The organism is Acinetobacter sp. MD2 (assembly GCF_035615575.1).
Classification (GTDB): Bacteria; Pseudomonadota; Gammaproteobacteria; order Pseudomonadales; family Moraxellaceae; genus Acinetobacter.
Genome location: NZ_VTDK01000002.1, coordinates 273594 through 292622 on the forward strand (window position 1 = coordinate 273594; position 19029 = coordinate 292622).

Consider the following 19029-nt stretch of genomic DNA (forward strand, 5'->3'; position numbering starts at 1 on the left):
TTTTATTCACTTCATTATGAAACAAATTGATGTAAAAAACAGCAAAAACTATCTCGTTGATACCTCAATCATTAAAGTTTTCAGGATAAAACTAGAAGGTATTCTTCGGGCATTATATGAAGAGTTGTGCAATACCATAAGTTGCAATCAATAGTAATAATCCACCACAAAGCCCTAAAATTTTTGGATATAAATGACTGTTTGAGAGTTTACGGAAAAACATATACACCAACGATAAAGTCAGAAAATCAAGCACAATCCATGTAAAGGTAAGTATGCTTAAACTCATGTTAATGTTCGGGGTGATTGAAACAAATTGTGGGAAAAAAGCGGAAAAGAAAATAATGTCTTTAGGATTCGAGATTCCCACTAAAAGCCCCTTTTTAAAACCGCCATTTTGTGCAGAAAAGGTTTGAATGGCTGCTGCATTCGGAGATTGAATCACTTCTTTAACAATGCTAAAACCTAAATAGCCAATATATAGGCAACCTAAGATGCGAATAATATTCAAAAAATTTTCATTAACAGCGACGACACCTTTTAGCATTAACACCGAAATAAAAATGAGAATGAGTGAGGCGAAGTTGGTGCCAAAAATCGTTTGTAAGGCTTTTTTATAGCCACCTTGTAGTCCTGCACTTGCAACTAAAATCATAACAGGGCCAGGGGTTGCAATCATTACCACTACGCTGATAACAAATAAAAAATAGTCGAAATAGTTCATGTTTGAAGGTGTTTTTATAAGAATGAATATTTCAATATATTAACTGATTTTTTGTTGTATTTTCACCTTCCCACCATTTAGGGGGAAGGAAAAAATGATTTTAATCGAGATTAAAAGAGGGCTGTTGAATTAACTTAAATGCTTACCAAATAGTGCCAAGGCTTCCTCAGCACTAAATTGATATTGTGTGTTACAGAATTGGCAGTCCATCTGAATCGGATTTTGAAATTCAAGGGTTTCTTTGACTGCATCTACGCCAATTTGAATGAGTGCATTGGCACATTTTTCTTTAGAACAAGTACAGGCAAATTGGAGCTGTTCAATTTTAGGCAAACGGACATCTTCTTCATTATATAAACGGTAAAGAATCTCGTTGGCATCTAGATCTGTCAGTTCCTCTTTTTTCAAGGTTTCAGTGAGCAGCACTAAACGCGGCCAAATATCTTCATCGACCTGTTGTTGTTCTTCTTCACTGGTACGTGGCAACAGTTGAATGAGTAAACCACCCGCGCGTTCGGCATTGGCAGCCAAAGCAATTTGGGTTGGAATTTGCGCAGACAATGCATAATACTGCATTAAACAGCCTGCCAAAGTTGGTTTGTCTAAAGGTACAATGCCTTGATAACGCTCACCAAATTCAGGTTCGATATTAATAAATAAAACGGGCTGTACTAAGGTTGCAAGTACGGTGCTGCTATCGGTTGCAGTTAAAAAACGTGGGTCTTCTTCAAAGTCGATTAAACCACGAACTTCACCTAAATGGTTGCATTCGGCCATGCCCCATTTAAAACTGCCTTGTGCCTGAATTTGAATACTAATGCGACCTTTAATTTTTAAGGTGCTTGCCAGTAAAGCCGTTGCACTGAGCATTTCACCAAGTAAAACTTGAATGGCTTGAGGATAACTGCGCTGCGCTAAAATAGTGTGTAGCGCCTCTTCAAGATGAACAACTTCACCACGAACAGGGCAGTTTTCGATATAAAAACGTTGACGTAGATTAGACATATATTACTCCATGACCTAGCCTTAATGGTGGCAATTGGGGAAAACTCAAGTTACTCATTTGCATCGCGTGCGACATCAATACGGTTATGATCAAGCCCACGCCGTAAATTGACATCGGGTTGAATGTTGTGTTCAACCTCAGCATCGCGTTCAAACAAATGTTCCAATTCGGCTAGTGCGTTGCGATGTGCTTCAAATACTTTTTGTTCATCATTATAAATACTTTGCTGTTGGACCAATAGTTTTTCATCATAATCTCGGAACAGTTCGATATTTTGATAAGCAACGGTATCTTCCACGCCCAATTCTTTTAAGGCGCGATAGGCCATGCCAAGCGATGATAAATAGGTTTCACGCCAAATATAATGTACGCCTAAATCACGTAGTAAATGGACATGATGACGGTCACGGGCACGGACTAATAGTTTAATTTGTGGATAATTGAGGGTGATATGCCGTGCGACATTTAAAGAGTCCTCGACATCATCAATCGCCAAAACAAAAACTTTGGCATGTTCAATACCTGCGGCACGTAAAATTTCAGGATGGGTGACATCGCCATAGTAAATTTTACCGCCATAATTCCGCACGAAGTCGACTTGTTGTAAGCTCATATCAATGGCGGTGAATTTAAGATGTTGCAAGCGGCAAACACGGGCAATAATTTGCCCAACGCGTCCAAAACCTGCAATAATCATTGGGTTGTGTTCGGTATTGGGCATGTCATCGTATTGCGGTTGCTCTTGATGGCTTTTATCTAAAAGCGGCACGAGCCAACGATTGATTACTCCATATAAAAGCGGCGTGAGTACCATCGACAGGGTAACAATTAAGGTGACAGGATTCGATAACGCTTGATTTAGAATTTTTTCACTATTGGCAACGCTTAGCACGACAAAGGCAAATTCCCCGCCTTGTGCTAAACATGCACCCAGCAGCAAACTGTTTTTCCAAGTCTTTTTATAAAAAAACCGACTGATGCTGATCATGACCAGTGATTTAATCAGAAGTAATGCCACAGCACCGCCAATGATTAGCCATGGCATGTCTACAAATAGACTTAAATGCGTGGTCATTCCCACCGTCATAAAAAATAAGCCAAGCAATAAACCTTTAAATGGCGCAATACTGGCTTCAAGTTCGTGGCGGAATTCGGAATCAGCTAAAAGAACACCTGTTAAAAATGCACCAAGTGTGGTGCTAATACCAAGTGTTTGCATGAGCAGCACCACCGCCAAGACAATAAAGAGTGCAACTGCGGTAATCAGTTCACTTGCGCCACTGGTGGCCACAAAGCGGAAAAATGGACGCATGACAAAACGGCTAAATAAGAATAAGCCGCTAAAGGTGGCAATAATCGCTGCAAAATAGGCAATACCATGATGGCTATTGCCATTTGAACCCGACAAAATTGGAATGACTGCAAGTAAAGGAATCGCTGCCATATCTTGAAAGAGCAAGACTGAAAAGGCTTGTTGGCCATAACTGGTATTAAGCTGTTGTTTTTCTCCAAGCAATTGCAGCACAAAGGCGGTTGATGATAAGGCCAAGGCAAAACCAATGACAAAACTTGCCGCAAGCGAGAGTTGAAAACTGAAATATAAAATCGGCATCAGCACAAGCCCTGTGACACCGACTTGTAAACTGCCCATGCCAAAAATTGCTTGGCGCATTTGCCATAACCGTTGCGGGCGTAGCTCAAGTCCAATTAAAAACATCAGCAAAATGACACCAAATTCCGCCATTTCCATAATTGACTCGGCATCGGTCGCAATATTGAGTACGCTTGGGCCAAGCACAATGCCTGTAAATAAGTAACCCAAAACTGTGGCAATACCAAAGCGTTTGCCGAATGGTACCAATAACAAGGCAGCGCCTAAAAAAATTGTGGCTTGTAAAAGTAATGACATTTAGTCACCTTCAATGAGATTTAGTGTCATGGGGCAGCACAGCGTAAGCAATGCTTAGACTCGTCTATTATAGCTATGCAAAATGACAAATTTTCGTATCATTTTTTGTTCAAATTTTGCAAACTGGGTTGATATATCACTTAATTGAGCTCTTGCGGGTCAATGTCAATGGACAATTTCATTCCTGACGGCAGTGTTTTTATGGCATCACACCACCATGAGCGTAAGTAATAATGTAGCCGTGCGCGGTTATGCGCAAGTAATAACACATGGGCATGATGCCGATTAGCCTTACGCTCCATCGGGGCAGGAATTGGTCCCCAAATATCAATTTCGTTATTGGAAATGGTTTTGAGTTGTTGTACAAGCTGCTGCAAATAATCTTGATTTTGTTCGCTTGAACGGGCTTGGCTACGCACGAGTGCTGCATAACGAAACGGTGGCATTTGTGCCAATTGACGTTCTTTCAGCGTTTGCATTGCAAAGCTGCGATAATCTTTATTGATTAAAGTCGTGAACAGTGGATGATCGGGGCGTAAGCTTTGTAAATAAACTTCACCTTTGTGTTCGCCGCGTCCTGCTCGCCCCGAAACTTGTACGATAAGCTGTGCCGTACGTTCAGTTGCCCGAAAATCAACACTGAGTAGGCCTGAGTCTATATCTAAAATAGCGACTAACGTGACGTAAGGGAAATGGTGCCCTTTAGCGAGCATTTGTGTACCAAGTAAAATTAGTGGCTGACTTTGATGGATTTGATCGTTAATTTTTTGCCAACTGCCGACTTTACTGGTGCTATCACGATCGACCCGCAGCACGGGAAAATCAGGAAACAGTGCTTGTAAGCTTTCTTCAATTTTAGCAGTGCCCATACCTAAAGGTTTAAGCTGGGTGTGATTGCACTGTGGGCAGGCATCTGGAATTCGCTGAATTAAACCACAATGATGACAATGCAAATGCTGATACGGTTTTAAGTGTAAGGTGAAACGTGCATCGCAATGAGGGCAGTTGGCTTGCCATGCACATTGTTCACAAATGAGAACAGGTGCATATCCTCGCCGATTCAAAAAAATGAGCACTTGTTCTTTGCGTTGCAAGCGTTTTTCAATTTGCTCAATTAAAATTTGACTGATGCCCTGTTGTTTACGGGCAGTTTTTAAATCAAGTAAATGGACTTTGGGCAAATGTGCATTGCCTGCACGTTGATTCAGTTCTAAATGGGTCAATTTACCTTGCTCAACCAAGGCGTAACTGTCAATACTGGGTGTGGCAGAGCCTAAAATAATTGGGCATTGATGTAGGTATGCACGATACAGCGCCACATCACGTGCGTGGTAGCGAAAGCTATCTTGTTGCTTAAATGACAAGTCATGTTCTTCATCTAAAATAATCAGCCCTAAATGAAGCAGCGGTGTATAAATGGCAGAGCGTGTACCCAAAATAATTGAAGCTTTACCTGTTTGAGCATGTTGCCATGCTTGCAAGCGCTTCGCATCGTTTAAACCCGAATGTAGTAGGGCAATATGCACATGAAAACGCGATTGAAAACGGGCAATGGTTTGTGGAGTTAAGCCAATTTCAGGCACTAAAACCAAGACTTGTTTGCCTTGTTTTAGAACTTCGTGCATAACTTGCAAATACACTTCGGTTTTGCCACTCCCTGTTACGCCGTCTAATAAAAAGCCTTTAAACTGATGCTGTGCCTTTAAAATTTTGTGAATGGCGCTTTGCTGATCTTCATTGGCTTTAAGTGGCATTTGTGAGAGCTGCAAAGGCTCAGGGCTAAAATTTTGATTGGCAAGTTCATATTTTACGATTCCTTTTTTTTCTAAAGTTCTTAGTGTTTTGGTTTGAATACCGCTTAAGTTTAGAATGCTTTCTAATGTTCCTTGCGGTTGTAATTTTAATATTTTATAGGCTTCTTGCTGCGGGATTGAGGATTTGAGTTTAGCTTCGGCATCAAAGTCAATTAAATGCCATGTATGTGCCAATAAGTCATAAGGTTTGCCTTGGCGCAATAAAGTAGGGAAGGCGCTATGCAACACCTCTCCAATTGGAAATAAATAATACTGCGCCGACCAAATCAGCAGTTTTAGCATTTGGGTATCTAATAAAGATGTTTCATCTAACAATGCTTGAATCGGTTTGAGTTGAAAACGCGGATCAATCGGTGCATCAGGCGCTAACTTTTCGGTAATAATGCCCACCAAATTTTGCCGCCCAAATGAAACAGCAACACGCGCACCAACGGATGCCTGTTGGTATTGTGCCTCAGTCACCACATAGTCAAAACAGTCGTATAGGTGCACAGGTACGGCAACACGAATACGAAAAGGCAATGAGTGCGATGAGGTGATTGGCATAAAAATGATAAGGTAGAAAGAATAGTGTGAATATGAAGGATAACGAGAGGAAAAGGCAAGTGTTGTATTCGTAATGGTTGATTTATGCTAATGATGGTGATAATTATTATCATTTAATTTAAGCCATTCATGAGCATTGTATGCGTTTATCCTATCTTCATATTTGTGTTTTCGTTGCACTTTCTACTCACACTTTCGCAGATGAAAATATTCCGACATTGAGTAAAAATTTAGAAAACTCAGCAGAATTAGCTAAAATAGTGGTGACTGCAACACGTACGCCAAAAAGCATTGCAGAAATTGCAGGAACAGTGCAAACCATTAGTCGTGAAGACATTGAACAACAGTCAGGTGCAGGGCGTCGCGTTGCCGATATTTTGGCACAGTTGGTTCCTTCACTTGCTCCAAGCAGTGGTACAACCAGTAACTATGGTCAAACCATGCGTGGGCGCAATGTTTTAGTCATGATTGATGGAGTTTCGCAAACAGGTTCACGCGATGTTTCTCGTCAGCTCAACAGCATTAGCCCCGATATGATTGATCATATAGAAGTGGTTTCTGGTGCAACCAGTATTTATGGTTCAGGTGCTTCAGGCGGTATTATTAATATTATTACCAAACGTGCAGACCCTTCACAGCCTGTGAGTTTTTCAACCAAAGTTGGATTAACATCGGCAAATAATTTCCGTGGCGATGCTCTTGCCTATGAAGTTGGTCAAACGGCTGCATTTAATACAGATAAAGTAAATGGCTTTTTGGGAGCGAACTTTAAAAGTTCAGGCGCTCAGTTTGATGGCAATGGAAATCGGATTGCCAATAGCCCTTGGCAAGTCAGCACTATGGATACAGACACTATTGATGTGAATGGTCGCTTGGGTTTTAAACTCACCGATAGCAAAAGCCTAAGTGTTGGCGCACAATATTATAAAGATAAGCAAGATTCAGAATACGGTGTGGACTATAACAATACCGCAGCAGGGTATTATCAACCCATCAAAGGTTTGTCTTTACCGACTCAACCTTTTACAGAGCGCTATGCAGTAAATGCGCAGTACCAAGATGCAAACTTTTTTGGTCAGTCTTTGAATGTTGAAGCGTATTATCGTAATGAAAAATCGCGTTTTTATCCTGCACGTAAAAAATCGACAAATAACTTCTTTCAGTCGCAGTCAAATATTGATTATGCAGGTATTCGCTCAACAGTTGAATCGAAATTTAAATTGCTTGATCGTGATTTAAAACTCAGCTATGGCTTAGATTATGACAGAGAACAAGACCATCAATATGTCGATTGGTTAGTCGCTGATAATCAATTATTAAAATTTACTGTAGCAAATCCAAATAACTATACTTCTGATTATGGCCCAGATGCAACCATTCAAAATATCGGTGCATTTTTGCAAGGTGATTATGCTTTAACTGACCGTTTAAGTGTTCAGTCAGGTGTACGTTACCAATATATTCAGGCGAAAAATGACAGTTATTATCGTGCAGGGGAAGTTGAAAGTAGTAGCAGTACTCGACCATCTGGTTCAACGAATAGTGATAAATTCTTATTTAACTTAGGTACAGTGTATAAGTTAACCGATGCGCAGCAAATCTATGCTAATTTCTCGCAAGGATTTAGTTATCCAGATGTACAGCGAATTTTACGCGGCAATAGCGCCTCGGCAAATCTTGATACTTCAGGCGTTTCCCCAATTTCAGTGAATAGCTATGAGCTAGGTTGGCGGTTAAATGCAGAAGGTGGTTTAAGTGCAAACTTAACTGGTTTTTATAATACCTCTGATAAATTTGTGAGTTTTGCCAACAGTGATGTACGAGTTGTAAATACCGATCAGCGTATTTATGGCTTAGAAGCAGCGTTAAGTTATCCATTTATGCAACATTATAAAGTGGGTGGTACTTTAGGTTATACCCGTGGGCAATATAAAGATGCAGCCAATGAATGGCATGAAATGAATGCCTTTGCTGTATCACCAATGAAGGGAACGGTGTTTGCCGAATGGAGTCAGGATGATTATGGTGTTCGTGTACAAGCCCAAGCCATTAAAGGTACAAATAAGGCCAATAAAGACGATATAGCATTAAAAGCAAAAGGCTATGCCGAAGATTACAATTCCGCTGCTGCCATTTCAGGTTATACCACTATGGATGTTTTGGCGCATTTCCCAGCATTTAAAGGCCGTGTTGATTTTGGGGTGTATAATATGTGGAATCGTCAATATAAAACGGTATTTGCACAGCAAGCCGCAGCAACAAATGGCAATGCTTTGCTGGCAATTCCTGCACAAGGACGTACCTTTGCTTTAAGTTATACCATTCATTATTAAGCTGCGATTGGTGATTTAAAATTTAGATCAATCATCTAAAAGAGGGTTGATCTAATTAAAAATTGAAGCTGGCTATAGATTTTATAACTTGAGTTTAAAAACAATAAAAAATCTCATTTCAAAGATAAACTTATAGTGACAATGATTCTCAAAGGCTATAGTTACATTAAAAGTAAAATATGAAGAAAGATAGAACAATAAAGTGGCTTGAAACAGCGCATAATGCTTAAACAGTTGTATTTTTTGTCGGAGATGACACATATGAAGACTAAAATTCTAAGTATTCCAGTTCATCAATTACATCGCAAAGTGCTTAAAACTGTGCTGATCATTCTTGCCATTTTACCTATAGCACAAGTCTACGTACACTTGTGGCATATCAGCCATGCTTCAAGCCAAATTGTATTGGGTTTTTTTGCAGTGAGTTTATTGTGTTCATCGTTCATGGTGGGTTTTATTTGTGCATTGCAAGTGTTACATCTACCTTTATTGGCAGAGTTAACAGCGCTTGAACAACGAATAGTGACTTATTATCAACGTGTTCCAATGCTTTTTTTTGTGATTTTAGTTGCATATATCAGTTCAGATGCGGCTGCAATGATCGTGTATTAAAATGGTTCTCGCCCATCAATATGAGCGAGAATGAAGATAATTAACGTCGAGATTTAAAAGAAACATTCATTTGACGTGGGCGATAACGTAAGCCTAATAAGAGTAGTAATCCACTCAAAATCAAGATTGGCCAATCACCTAAACGATTATATAAAGTTTGCCCTGTATATGCAGGTAAGTTGCCACGCAAGACATATTCATGGTCGAGTGGTGCTTGTTCTACAATGTGTCCTTGCGCATTAATAAACGCCGTCACGCCCGTATTCGTCGCACGAATAAACCAACGTCCATTTTCTTTGGCACGCATTTGTACCATTTGCAAATGTTGCCAAGGGCCTGCGGTGCCAGTGAACCAAGCATCATTGGATACCGTGATCATAAAATCACTTTTTTGTGCATTATGGCGGGTTAAATTTGGATAGGCGACTTCATAACAAATCGCAGCACCTAGATTATGTCCCTTTACTTGTAATGGTGGTTGATTTGGTGCACCTGCACTAAAGCCACCAGCAGTGGCATCATTTTGTAATGCAGGTAAGACCCATTTTAATAGCCCTGCTAAGGGAATGTATTCACCAAATGGAACGAGGCGTTGTTTTTGATACAAGCCTGATGTTTGTGTGCCAGATGCCATTAAACTATTATAAAATATTGCCTTTTGTGTCTTAATTGAACCTTGCTCGTCATAGTAGGGGATACCTGTAACCCATGCTGACCCATGCGAGCTGGCGCTATTTTCAATTTCATTTAAAAATGGTTCAATTGCAGTTTGTGCCATTGGAATAGAAGATTCAGGCCAAACAATTAAATCACGTCCCCATTCCGAAGCACTTAAATTCTTATAAATTTCTAAAGTACGATCTTGATAACTGGTGAGCCATTTTAAATCTTGTGGAATATTGCCTTGTATTAATGAAACTGAGAGTGGACGTTCCGATTTTGGCTGCACAAATATGAAATTAGATACCGCCCAAGCTCCGAATATTACAACAGCAATTGGTACTGCCCAAAACAAACGTTTTTTCAAAATCTCGACCATTGCCGTGGCGATGAGTACAGCAATAAAGGAAACACCAAATACACCAAATAAAGGTGCGTAATGATCTAAAAAGCGCTCGGTAAAGGCATAACCGACAAATAACCATGGAAAGCCTGTAAACACCCATGTTTTTGCCCATTCAAATAAAATCCATAAAGGGGCAAAGGTTAAGGGTGTTTCGGGAAAAAACCGTCGATAAGTCCATGCTTGTAGCGCACTAAATAAGCCCATGATGATTGCCATTAAAGCAATCAGCAACACACTGACAAATGAACTGGTATCGCCATAAACATGAATGGAGGTATAGAGCCAGAATGCTCCAACAAACCAAAGTCCAAAGCCATAGCTCCAGCCAATCAAAAATGCCTGTGGCGCTTTACGCTGTTGCAAACAGGTATATAGTAAGGCAGGGCTGACTAAGGCTAAAATCCAATAATCATAAGGTGCGAGTGCGAAACTAAATAGACCACCTGCCATGAGTGCAATAACACTCATGAGCCAAGTTGGAAGTTTTGAAGAAGATAACGTTATTTTTTTTGGCATAAAAATTATTTACGTACTGCACGAATTAAATGAATGCTACGGGCATCTGCTTGTAAAATGGTAAATGTCCAGTCGTTAAGTTCAACGCTTTGACCTTCGAGGTCATTTACCAATCCAATTTCTTGCAATAACAAGCCACCTACGGTTTCAACTTCATCATCAGAAAATGCTGCGTCAAGTGTATCGTTAAAATGTTCAATTGGAGTGAGTGCTTGGACGAGCCATGCATTGGCAGTGTCGTGTTTTGGATCTGGGATGATGAGTGGTGCTTCTTCTTCAATATCATGCTCATCTTCAATTTCACCGACAATTTCTTCTAAAATGTCTTCCAAAGTGACTAAGCCTGAAGTAGCACCATGCTCATCAATTACAATTGCAATATGAGTTTGAGTGTTTTTGAGCATGCGTAGTACTTGGTCAGAGCGGGCGCTTTCAGGTACAAAAACAGGTTGGCGCATTAAGGCACGTAAATCGACTTTGGTCGACGGCTCTGTTAAATAAGGTAATAAATCTTTTGCCAATAAAATACCTACAACATTTTCAGGTTGGTCTGCTGAAAAAATGGGGAAGCGTGAATGTGCAGATTCAATTAAAACATGCAAAATATCAAGTAGCTCATCATCTTCTTGTAAGCTAATCATGGCAGTGCGGGGGGTCATCACTTCACGAATTTTAGTAGCGTGTAAGTCAAGTACGCCTTCTAACATGGTGATGGTATCGGGTTCTAAAAAGCGGCGTGAATCTTGGACTAATTTTAATAATTCATCGCGTGTTTCAGGTGCAGCACCTAACCACTTTCGTAAGCCCAGCATACCCCACGATGGGCTTGATTCCTCTTGCATGATTTTTCCTGAATCAGTATTTCAATGGTGTGTGAATTTTTATCATACCGAAGAAAAAAGCCTTGTGCATCTAGTAAACCGTATCAAAATCATTAAGCACAAAAATAAAGCCACCTAAGAGCAAAAAGAGTTTGTGTTAAAATGGACGATCTTTGTTTATTTGAGCCTTTCATGTCAGCACCTATTTTACCTGCAACACAACTGAATACGCGTGGTTTGTATTGTCCCGATCCGATTATGATGTTGCGTCAAGCGCTGCGTAAGGTGCAAACGGGTGATGTGGTTGAGGTTTTTGCAACCGATATTTCAACGTCGTGGGATATTCCACGTTTTTGTGTACATATGGGGCATGAATTGTTGTTACAAGAAGAAGTTTTAGATGAAAAAAATCAGAAGGAATATCATTACTTGGTGAAAAAAGGCTAAAGATAAAATAATGAGATACGATGATATACATCGTATCTCAAAAGTTACCATTGAATTGGTTTGTCGCTAGAGCCTGGTGTCATTGCATAACCTGGTGAGCTGTCAGTAGCAGATTGAGTCGTATTGCTTCGACTTTTTAGCTTTAAGCCCGCCATAATCTCTTGATAGACACCTTGTGCCAAAACATCTGTTGCATTATTCGAAGCACCTGTGAGGAGGTTTTGCCCTGAAAATGCAGAGATTGTTCTGTTTAATGTTCCTGCTGCAACAACTTTACTAGTATTTGCTTCAATCACACGCCAAGTTAGGCGCACTTGCGTAGCATCTTTGTTTAAACCATACATAGATGAACGAGAAGCAGCAGTGAGTTGCGTAATTTTACCAACAACTAAATAATCTACCCCAACTTTTTGACCAATACGTGCCAGTTCTTGAGGTGCACCATCCCAGTTTAAAACGTCATTTTCATATTGCATTTCAGCTAGATATTGGCGATCGAGTACACTCAGTTGTCCCGATTGGGTCATGTATGTTCCGACTAAATCGGCTAACTCTTCACTGACATTTTCAGCATTTTCCGTACGACTGGTTAGGCGAAATGGCAAAATAGCAATACGTTTTAAATGCTGATCATTCACTGACGATTCAAATTTATTCACATAAGCGCGGACATGCGCACGATAGTGATCTTTAGATCCTGTTAAGCTTAAAACCTGAAAACGGCTGACGGAACCAGAACCAGAAGTATCAACACTAAAAACTGGCGAGGTTTTGCTACTGTAATTCCATTGATTACGACTAACAGACATTGAAACGGTTTCTTCGTAATTTACTTGTGAAGAAACGCCAGTACCATTCACCGACTGTACGGCAATTAACAGTGCTTCAGCAACAGCTTGTTGTTGTGTCGGGCCACTGCCTGTTGCGTCCTTAACGACTTCTTTAACGCCTGCAATGGCATGGGTGACTGACCCTAATAGCAGTGCAAGCGTAAATATCATTTTTTTCATTATGTTCTACTTAGAAGATGGCTCATCACATCACTGCTGTGATATGTGATGAGCACATAGATAAATTATAGACCGAAGGTTGAGCGCTTACCTGATTTACGGATTTCTTTTTCGCCTGTCCACTCAACAATACCGGTTTGAAGATTTTGTAATTTTAGCGTGAATTTATAGTAGACATCACTTTTGCCGCCTGCATTTTTTACAATGCTAGACAAGTTACCATTTAACATATACTCAGCACCAATATGACCACCTGTGCGTACAGCAGTCGATTGATTGACCATACCACTTTGTTTTTGATAGGCAATTTGATCTGCCATTGCACTTGCTGAGGTCATATCAACAAAACGAAATTTACCTGAATTAATTAATTTATTTTGGATCGTATCGGTAATAGATTCAGTGTCGATATGTTCTTGTGTTTTGTTTTTAATGCGTTCAACAAACATCACTGGACGACGAGACTGAGTCATTTGGATGACAGGTGGGAAGCTGAGCATGTCATCTACCATTTTATTGGCAATCATCTGTAAGTCAGTTGAGCCAAAATCGGTCGTCAAGGTTTCAACAGATTGTGCATCACCATAGCTCACATTTGTAGTGGCACAACCGCTTAGAAGTGCTGTACCTGCAAAAACTACTGCTGCTAATTTTAATTTCATGACTTCAACTCTCTCATTTCTTTAAGTAAACAACAACATCAACTGCTGATGGATTGGGTGCAAGGGACTGTACGCTTTTTATTTCACGACCTGTTAAATCGATTGGTTTCCAAATTGATCCCTCTGGATTAACTTCGACACCATTGGCATCGACCCAAACAATTTTGTAAGTGAAATGTTTATTATTAAAACGCTGATTTTTAATGCTTAAGGCAACTTTTTTTAAATCGCCAACTTGCTGCATGTTGACGCGATCAATTCCAATTTCTGTGAGCAATACAGCATTATTAGTGAGCTTTTTGACCGTCATCGTCCCATCGTTTTGTGTTTGGGTATTGAGTGAGTTGGGTGCAGTACATGCAGTTAAGGTAAGACCTAAGCTGCATACAAGGCCGAATGTAAATTGCTTCATGAGCGTATCCAAGAAGTTAAGGTTTAGAAAATGCACTACTGCTTACCGAAATTTTGTTATTAATATCGTAGGCATATACAAAAATAGTTTGATTGGTCGTGGTGTCAATACTAACAGGCGTACTGTAAGTACCTGCATTGGCCAATTGGAGTTGATATTTTCCTGGGGCTAAATTGAGCCGTGCAATTTGAGTGTTACTTGGAAGCGTTGACCAAGAACGTAAATCTGCATGATCGGTTGCTGTGTTCATTAGCATACCCGCCAATTGCCCAACAGCACCTAATTGTTTGCCTAACTGCTCTTGTGCAACATACTTGGCTGTGGTGCGTATAATTTGTCTACTCACGGTTGCGGTAGTGTGTTCTTTAAGGTTTTTAACAGCCAATGCACCAATATCATTAAGGACATAACTATTCTGAATTTTCTTATTATTAATAAGCACTTGGGTGGCTTGAGGCGTTTGATACGTTTTAGGTTCGTAACTTGCAAAGGCAATATTTAGTAATCCGTTTGGCCCCGGAAAAACCAGTTTATGTTCAACTTTTTGTGGTACAAGTCCTTGCTCAATAAAAATAATGACAGGTACATTTTTATCTTTTTGTTTAATCGCTTTATCTACACGTTGAATATCGGTGGCAATCTGTTGATCTGGTTGCAACTCGTAAGCTTTTTTATAATCAACCAGCGCATCATTATATTCACCTAAAACTTCCCATAAGCTAGCTGCCATATAAAAAGAATAGCTATTTTGATAGGTATTCTTAATTTTTCCTGCGATAGGATCTAGCCCAACCAAAGCTTCATCAATTTTTGAGGTTTCTGGCTCAGGTTCGGAATTATTCTTTTTGGTTTTTTCAACTTTTTTGGCAAGCTCTTGTTCATGTGCAAGTTCTATATCACGTTGTAGTTGCTGTGCAACACGCATTTCAACAGAAGCTGCGTCCATATCTTTTAAGAAAATATAATTTTTAGCTTGGGAGATATGTGCAATCACTTGTTCATAAGGTGGAACAAGATAGGGAACAACAGAATCATTACTGAGCATTGATAGTGCCTGAAATCCTACCCGAGAGACACTAATTTTTGCACGCTGATTTTGTTTATCTAACAGTTCAAAGGCTTTTTTATAGGTATCTAAACTGGCTTGATAATTTTGATCCACTTGTTCAATACGGGCTTGTTCTAATAAATATAATACGCCATCTTTTTTAGAGGCATTTTTTTTGAATTTTTCAGTAAAACTGCTTTCATTATTTTGATTCAAAGCGGTTCTAAATTGATCACTTTCCTCTTTATACGTTTTAAACGTTGCTGCATTGAGTGAACTTGATGTAACAAAAAGTAGTGCTGTTATCGTAGTTAGTGATAACGTTCGTCCTGAAATAGTCATTTTATTCAATTTATTATGTTAAAAACAGTGTAATTCTAATTGTATAGATTATTTTTTCAAGCGTTAATTTTTTGTAATCAATATCTTTATTTTATACATATTTTAAAATTCAAAATAACTTATTTATTTTTCTAAAAAAGCTGAAAAATTATCTTTTATTTTCAGGTAAAAATTAGCCCATGTCATATGAGATGGGCTAAAAATTGCTTGAAATGCTACTTTTATTGTAAAGGTGGGTCTATTTACATATTTGGATAATTTGGCCCACCGCCGCCTTCAGGTGCAACCCATGTAATATTCTGTGACGGATCTTTAATATCACAGGTTTTACAATGTACACAGTTAGCCGCGTTAATTTGGAAGCGTTTCGCGCCGTCATTTTCCTCAACAATTTCATAAACCCCAGCTGGGCAATAACGCTGTGCAGGTTCATCCCATTTCGGTAAATTGACATTTACAGGAATGCTGACATCGGTCAATTTCAAATGCGAGGGCTGATTTTCTTCATGCACAGTATTTGAAACAAATACCGAAGATAAACGGTCAAAGGTGAGTTTGCCATCTGCCTTTGGATAAGTTGGTTTAAACGTTGCAGCATCAACTGTTTTTAACGCAGAAAAGTCAGGCACTAAGTCATGTAATGTAAAGGGTACTTTAAAGACATTTTGGTCAATAAAGTTAAATGCACCACCCATCCACATGCCAAATTTATGCATAGCAGGGCCAAAATTACGTGCGCTATGCAGTTCTTCTTTTAGCCAGCTGTGGTCAAATTTTTCGGTGTAACTGGTCAGTTCTTTAGCAAAGAAATCTTCGCCTTCAACCACACGTGCAATGGCCAAGTCGCCGCCTTTTTCTACACCGGCTTGAATGGCTTCAAACACCGCTTCGCCACACAACATGCCAGATTTCATAGCGGTGTGTGAGCCTTTAATTTTGGCAAAGTTTAAGAAACCTGCATCATCACCAATTAAACAACCACCAGCAAAAGTGAGTTTTGGTAGTGAGTTTAAACCGCCTTTAGTCACAGCGCGTGCACCATATGAAATACGCTTGCCACCCTCTAAAAACTGTTTAATTAAAGGATGGGTTTTCCAGCGTTGCATTTCCATAAATGGGAACATGTGTGGGTTTTGGTAAGACAAATCAATAATCATACCCAAAGTTACTTGGTTGTTTTCGGCATGATATAGCCACCAACCACCCGCCGATGCTGTTTCAGCCAATGGCCAACCTGCACCGTGCATGACTAAACCTGCTTTATGTTTGGCAGGGTCAATTTCCCATAATTCTTTAATACCAATTCCATAGTGTTGTGGATCGGCATCTTTGTCTAAATTAAATTTATTAATGAGGCGTTTACCTAAATGACCACGACAGCCTTCAGCAAACAGGGTGTATTTGGCATGCAGTTCATAACCCGGTGCAAAGTTATGCGTTGGTTCGCCATCTTTACCAATACCCATATCGCCAGTTTGAATGCCTTTTACAGTGCCATCTTCATGGTAAAGCACTTCGCTTGCAGCAAAGCCTGGAAAAATAGAAACTTCGAGTTCTTCGGCTTTTTGTCCTAACCAACGAACCACATTACCGAGTGAGACCACATAGTTGCCATCATTGTGCATGGTTTTAGGAACCATCCAATGTGGGGCTTCTTTAGATGTCGTTTCAGACATTAAGAAGAAGGTTTTATCTTCAGTCACAGGCACATTTAAAGGTGCGCCATCTTCTTTCCAATTTGGGAAGAGTTCGTTTAATGCACGTGGTTCAAGTACAGCACCAGATAAAATGTGTGCGCCTACTTCAGAGCCTTTTTCGACCACGCAAACAGACAGATCGTTTAGGTTATGTTCAATTGCCAATTGACGAATTTTAATGGCGGCGGATAGACCGGCAGGGCCTGCGCCAACAATAACGACGTCAAACTCCATCGATTCGCGTTCGATGTGCTCCATGTAGGACTCCTCATACTGCTAAAGGTGGCAACCAAGATCAATGCAATGGTGCTGCCATGAGTGTTCTGTTGCTGTAGACACAAACGTGCTAACGTGTCTAAAGGAATTTTGGTTACTATAGGGTAAACCTATCTCAGTGTGATTGGCTGAGCGGTGTGTATTTTCTGTCAAATAAGGCATAAAAGCGATGGTAAAACAAAAGTTTTTTCCAAATATGAGTGAAAAAACAGCACATAGTGATGATAAAAATTTTGGTCAGATCACACAATATCTAAAAGATGCACAGTTGAGTCACAAAAGAGTTATTCCTCCGCTACAAGATTGGCATCCCAAACACTGTGGTAAAATGGATTTGGTGATTATGGCCAATGGCGAATGGTGGCATGAAGGGCAGAAAATTGAACGCCAGAGTCTAATTGATTTATTTTCGAGTGTATTGTGGGCAGAAGGCGATAAATTTTATTTAAAAACGCCTGTCGAAAAAATTGAAATTGTGGTTGAAGATGCCCCTTTGCAGATTAATCGTGTTGATCAGCTTGAAATAGATGGCAAAACTTATTTACAACTTATGACGCCGCAACAAGACGTGGTGATTGTAGATGAACAACATTCGATATTTTTTCAAAATTACCAAGGCGAACAACGTCCTTACGCACATGTTCGTTTTGGTTTAAATGCGTTAATTCAACGTGCCTGTTTTTATCATTTAATTGAATATGGAACTTTGTTTGAAAGTACGCAAGGCGAAACCGAGTTGCATTTGCAAAGCGGTGATTATTGCTTGCATTTCAGCGTTTGAGGTTTATGCTTAATTGTATTCTTTGATCTAAACAATGCAGCCCGATCATGGCACTGACACAACCCACGATGACAGAAACACTTGCAGCTTCACTTCCGAATCCAAATGCACCAATTGGTATTTTCGACTCAGGGATTGGTGGGCTATCGGTGGCACAAGAAATAGCCCAATATTTACCAAATGAACGGATTATTTACTTTGCCGATACGGCGCATGTCCCTTATGGCCCAAGAACAGGCGATGAAATTCGTAAGTTGACTGCACAAGCAATTGAATGGCTATATCAACAGGGGTGTAAAGCAGTAGTCGTAGCGTGTAATACCGCTTCGGCATTTAGTTTAGATTATTTGCGTGATCATTATGGTGAACATTTTCCAATTATTGGCTTAGTGCCCGCCTTAAAGCCCGCAGTGTTACACAGTAAAAGCAAAGTGGTGGCAGTACTTGCAACGCCTGCAACATTTAGAGGACAATTAATTCAAGATGTCGTCACAAAATTTGCAGTGCCATTGGGCGTTAAAATGTTACCAATCACCAGTCTTGAACTTGTACCATTGGTTGAGGCTGGTAGACAGTTTTCAGATGAATGTATTCAGATACTCCAAAATATTTTACAACCCGCAGTAGATCAGGGGGCAGATTATTTGGTTCTAGGGTGTACTCATTATCCATTTTTAAAGCCTGCTATTGAACAATTGTATGGTTCACAATTAAAATTGATTGATTCAGGCTTGGCTGTTGCCCGCCAAACTGCACAGATTTTATTAAAATATAATTTGCTACGGAATGTTAAATTCACAGATTCAACGCAAATTCAGTGTTATATGAGTGGTGAAGATACCGAGCGTGTACGCATGGTGATTCAACACTTAATGCCATTACATGTGCGTTGGAATGTGATCAAAACTTAAATTTAAGGTGTTGTTTTTGGCAAGATTGATGTGTGTGAGTTTGGAATGTTATCATGTCAAAGACATCAACTTGTTTTAAGTTATTTATAAATAATC

At 39.8% G+C, this 19029-nt stretch carries 16 protein-coding genes; 5 read left to right on the forward strand and 11 right to left on the reverse strand.

The genetic code is table 11. The features are described from left to right. Positions 1–112 precede the first annotated feature (112 nt). The 4 genes from FXN70_RS04515 to FXN70_RS04530 form a co-directional block, all read right to left on the reverse strand. Positions 113–724, reverse strand: a complete 612-nt coding sequence (locus tag FXN70_RS04515; RefSeq protein WP_324646288.1) for a LysE family translocator — start codon at positions 722–724, stop codon at positions 113–115. Between the two features lie 129 nt (positions 725–853). Then, positions 854–1729: an Hsp33 family molecular chaperone HslO gene (locus FXN70_RS04520; RefSeq protein WP_324646289.1), complete on the reverse strand. Its 876-nt coding sequence runs from the start codon at positions 1727–1729 to the stop codon at positions 854–856. Between the two features lie 50 nt (positions 1730–1779). Then, entirely contained in the window at positions 1780–3639 is a 1860-nt protein-coding gene (locus FXN70_RS04525; protein WP_324646290.1) for a monovalent cation:proton antiporter-2 (CPA2) family protein, read from the reverse strand. 140 nt (positions 3640–3779) lie between these two features. Continuing rightward, positions 3780–5999 (reverse strand): primosomal protein N', encoded by a 2220-nt coding sequence (locus tag FXN70_RS04530; RefSeq protein ID WP_324646291.1) that lies wholly within the window; start codon positions 5997–5999, stop codon positions 3780–3782. Between the two features lie 140 nt (positions 6000–6139). Here FXN70_RS04530 and FXN70_RS04535 point away from each other — a divergent pair, with 140 nt between their 5' ends. Both FXN70_RS04535 and FXN70_RS04540 read left to right on the forward strand, forming a co-directional pair. Continuing rightward, positions 6140–8332 (forward strand): TonB-dependent receptor, encoded by a 2193-nt coding sequence (locus tag FXN70_RS04535; RefSeq protein WP_324646292.1) that lies wholly within the window; start codon positions 6140–6142, stop codon positions 8330–8332. Between the two features lie 261 nt (positions 8333–8593). After that, positions 8594–8944 carry a hypothetical protein gene (locus FXN70_RS04540; RefSeq protein WP_324646293.1) on the forward strand — a complete coding sequence of 117 codons (351 nt, stop codon included), beginning with the start codon at positions 8594–8596 and terminating at the stop codon, positions 8942–8944. A gap of 40 nt (positions 8945–8984) precedes the next feature. Here FXN70_RS04540 and lnt read toward each other — a convergent pair whose 3' ends face one another. Both lnt and FXN70_RS04550 read right to left on the reverse strand, forming a co-directional pair. Then, on the reverse strand, positions 8985–10526 hold the full coding sequence (gene lnt / locus FXN70_RS04545) for an apolipoprotein N-acyltransferase (protein ID WP_420714363.1): 1542 nt from the start codon (positions 10524–10526) through the stop codon (positions 8985–8987). A 5-nt stretch (positions 10527–10531) separates the two neighbouring features. Next, on the reverse strand, positions 10532–11368 hold the full coding sequence (locus tag FXN70_RS04550) for a CBS domain-containing protein (protein ID WP_324646294.1): 837 nt from the start codon (positions 11366–11368) through the stop codon (positions 10532–10534). A gap of 171 nt (positions 11369–11539) precedes the next feature. Between FXN70_RS04550 and tusA the strand changes: the two genes are divergently transcribed. Then, positions 11540–11794, forward strand: a complete 255-nt coding sequence (tusA, locus tag FXN70_RS04555) for a sulfurtransferase TusA (RefSeq protein WP_324646295.1) — start codon at positions 11540–11542, stop codon at positions 11792–11794. A 44-nt stretch (positions 11795–11838) separates the two neighbouring features. Here tusA and FXN70_RS04560 read toward each other — a convergent pair whose 3' ends face one another. The 5 genes from FXN70_RS04560 to FXN70_RS04580 form a co-directional block, all read right to left on the reverse strand. Beyond that, positions 11839–12804 (reverse strand): CsgG/HfaB family protein, encoded by a 966-nt coding sequence (locus tag FXN70_RS04560; RefSeq protein ID WP_324646296.1) that lies wholly within the window; start codon positions 12802–12804, stop codon positions 11839–11841. A gap of 65 nt (positions 12805–12869) precedes the next feature. Continuing rightward, positions 12870–13466: a penicillin-binding protein activator LpoB gene (lpoB, locus tag FXN70_RS04565; RefSeq protein ID WP_324646297.1), complete on the reverse strand. Its 597-nt coding sequence runs from the start codon at positions 13464–13466 to the stop codon at positions 12870–12872. Positions 13467–13479: 13 nt separating this feature from the next. Then, the gene (locus FXN70_RS04570; RefSeq protein ID WP_324646298.1) at positions 13480–13878 is read right to left on the reverse strand and encodes a YcfL family protein; all 399 of its coding nucleotides are present in this window, start codon (positions 13876–13878) and stop codon (positions 13480–13482) included. A gap of 16 nt (positions 13879–13894) precedes the next feature. After that, positions 13895–15268, reverse strand: a complete 1374-nt coding sequence (locus FXN70_RS04575) for a hypothetical protein (RefSeq protein ID WP_324646299.1) — start codon at positions 15266–15268, stop codon at positions 13895–13897. Positions 15269–15510: 242 nt separating this feature from the next. Beyond that, positions 15511–17223 carry an electron transfer flavoprotein-ubiquinone oxidoreductase gene (locus FXN70_RS04580; RefSeq protein WP_324646300.1) on the reverse strand — a complete coding sequence of 571 codons (1713 nt, stop codon included), beginning with the start codon at positions 17221–17223 and terminating at the stop codon, positions 15511–15513. Between the two features lie 187 nt (positions 17224–17410). On the opposite strand from FXN70_RS04580, the gene FXN70_RS04585 reads away from it, so the two are divergent. Together FXN70_RS04585 and murI are read left to right on the forward strand one after the other, a co-directional pair. Beyond that, positions 17411–18022, forward strand: a complete 612-nt coding sequence (locus FXN70_RS04585) for a DUF1285 domain-containing protein (RefSeq protein WP_324646301.1) — start codon at positions 17411–17413, stop codon at positions 18020–18022. Between the two features lie 47 nt (positions 18023–18069). Then, positions 18070–18933: a glutamate racemase gene (gene murI / locus FXN70_RS04590; protein ID WP_324646302.1), complete on the forward strand. Its 864-nt coding sequence runs from the start codon at positions 18070–18072 to the stop codon at positions 18931–18933. Positions 18934–19029: the final 96 nt, after the last annotated feature.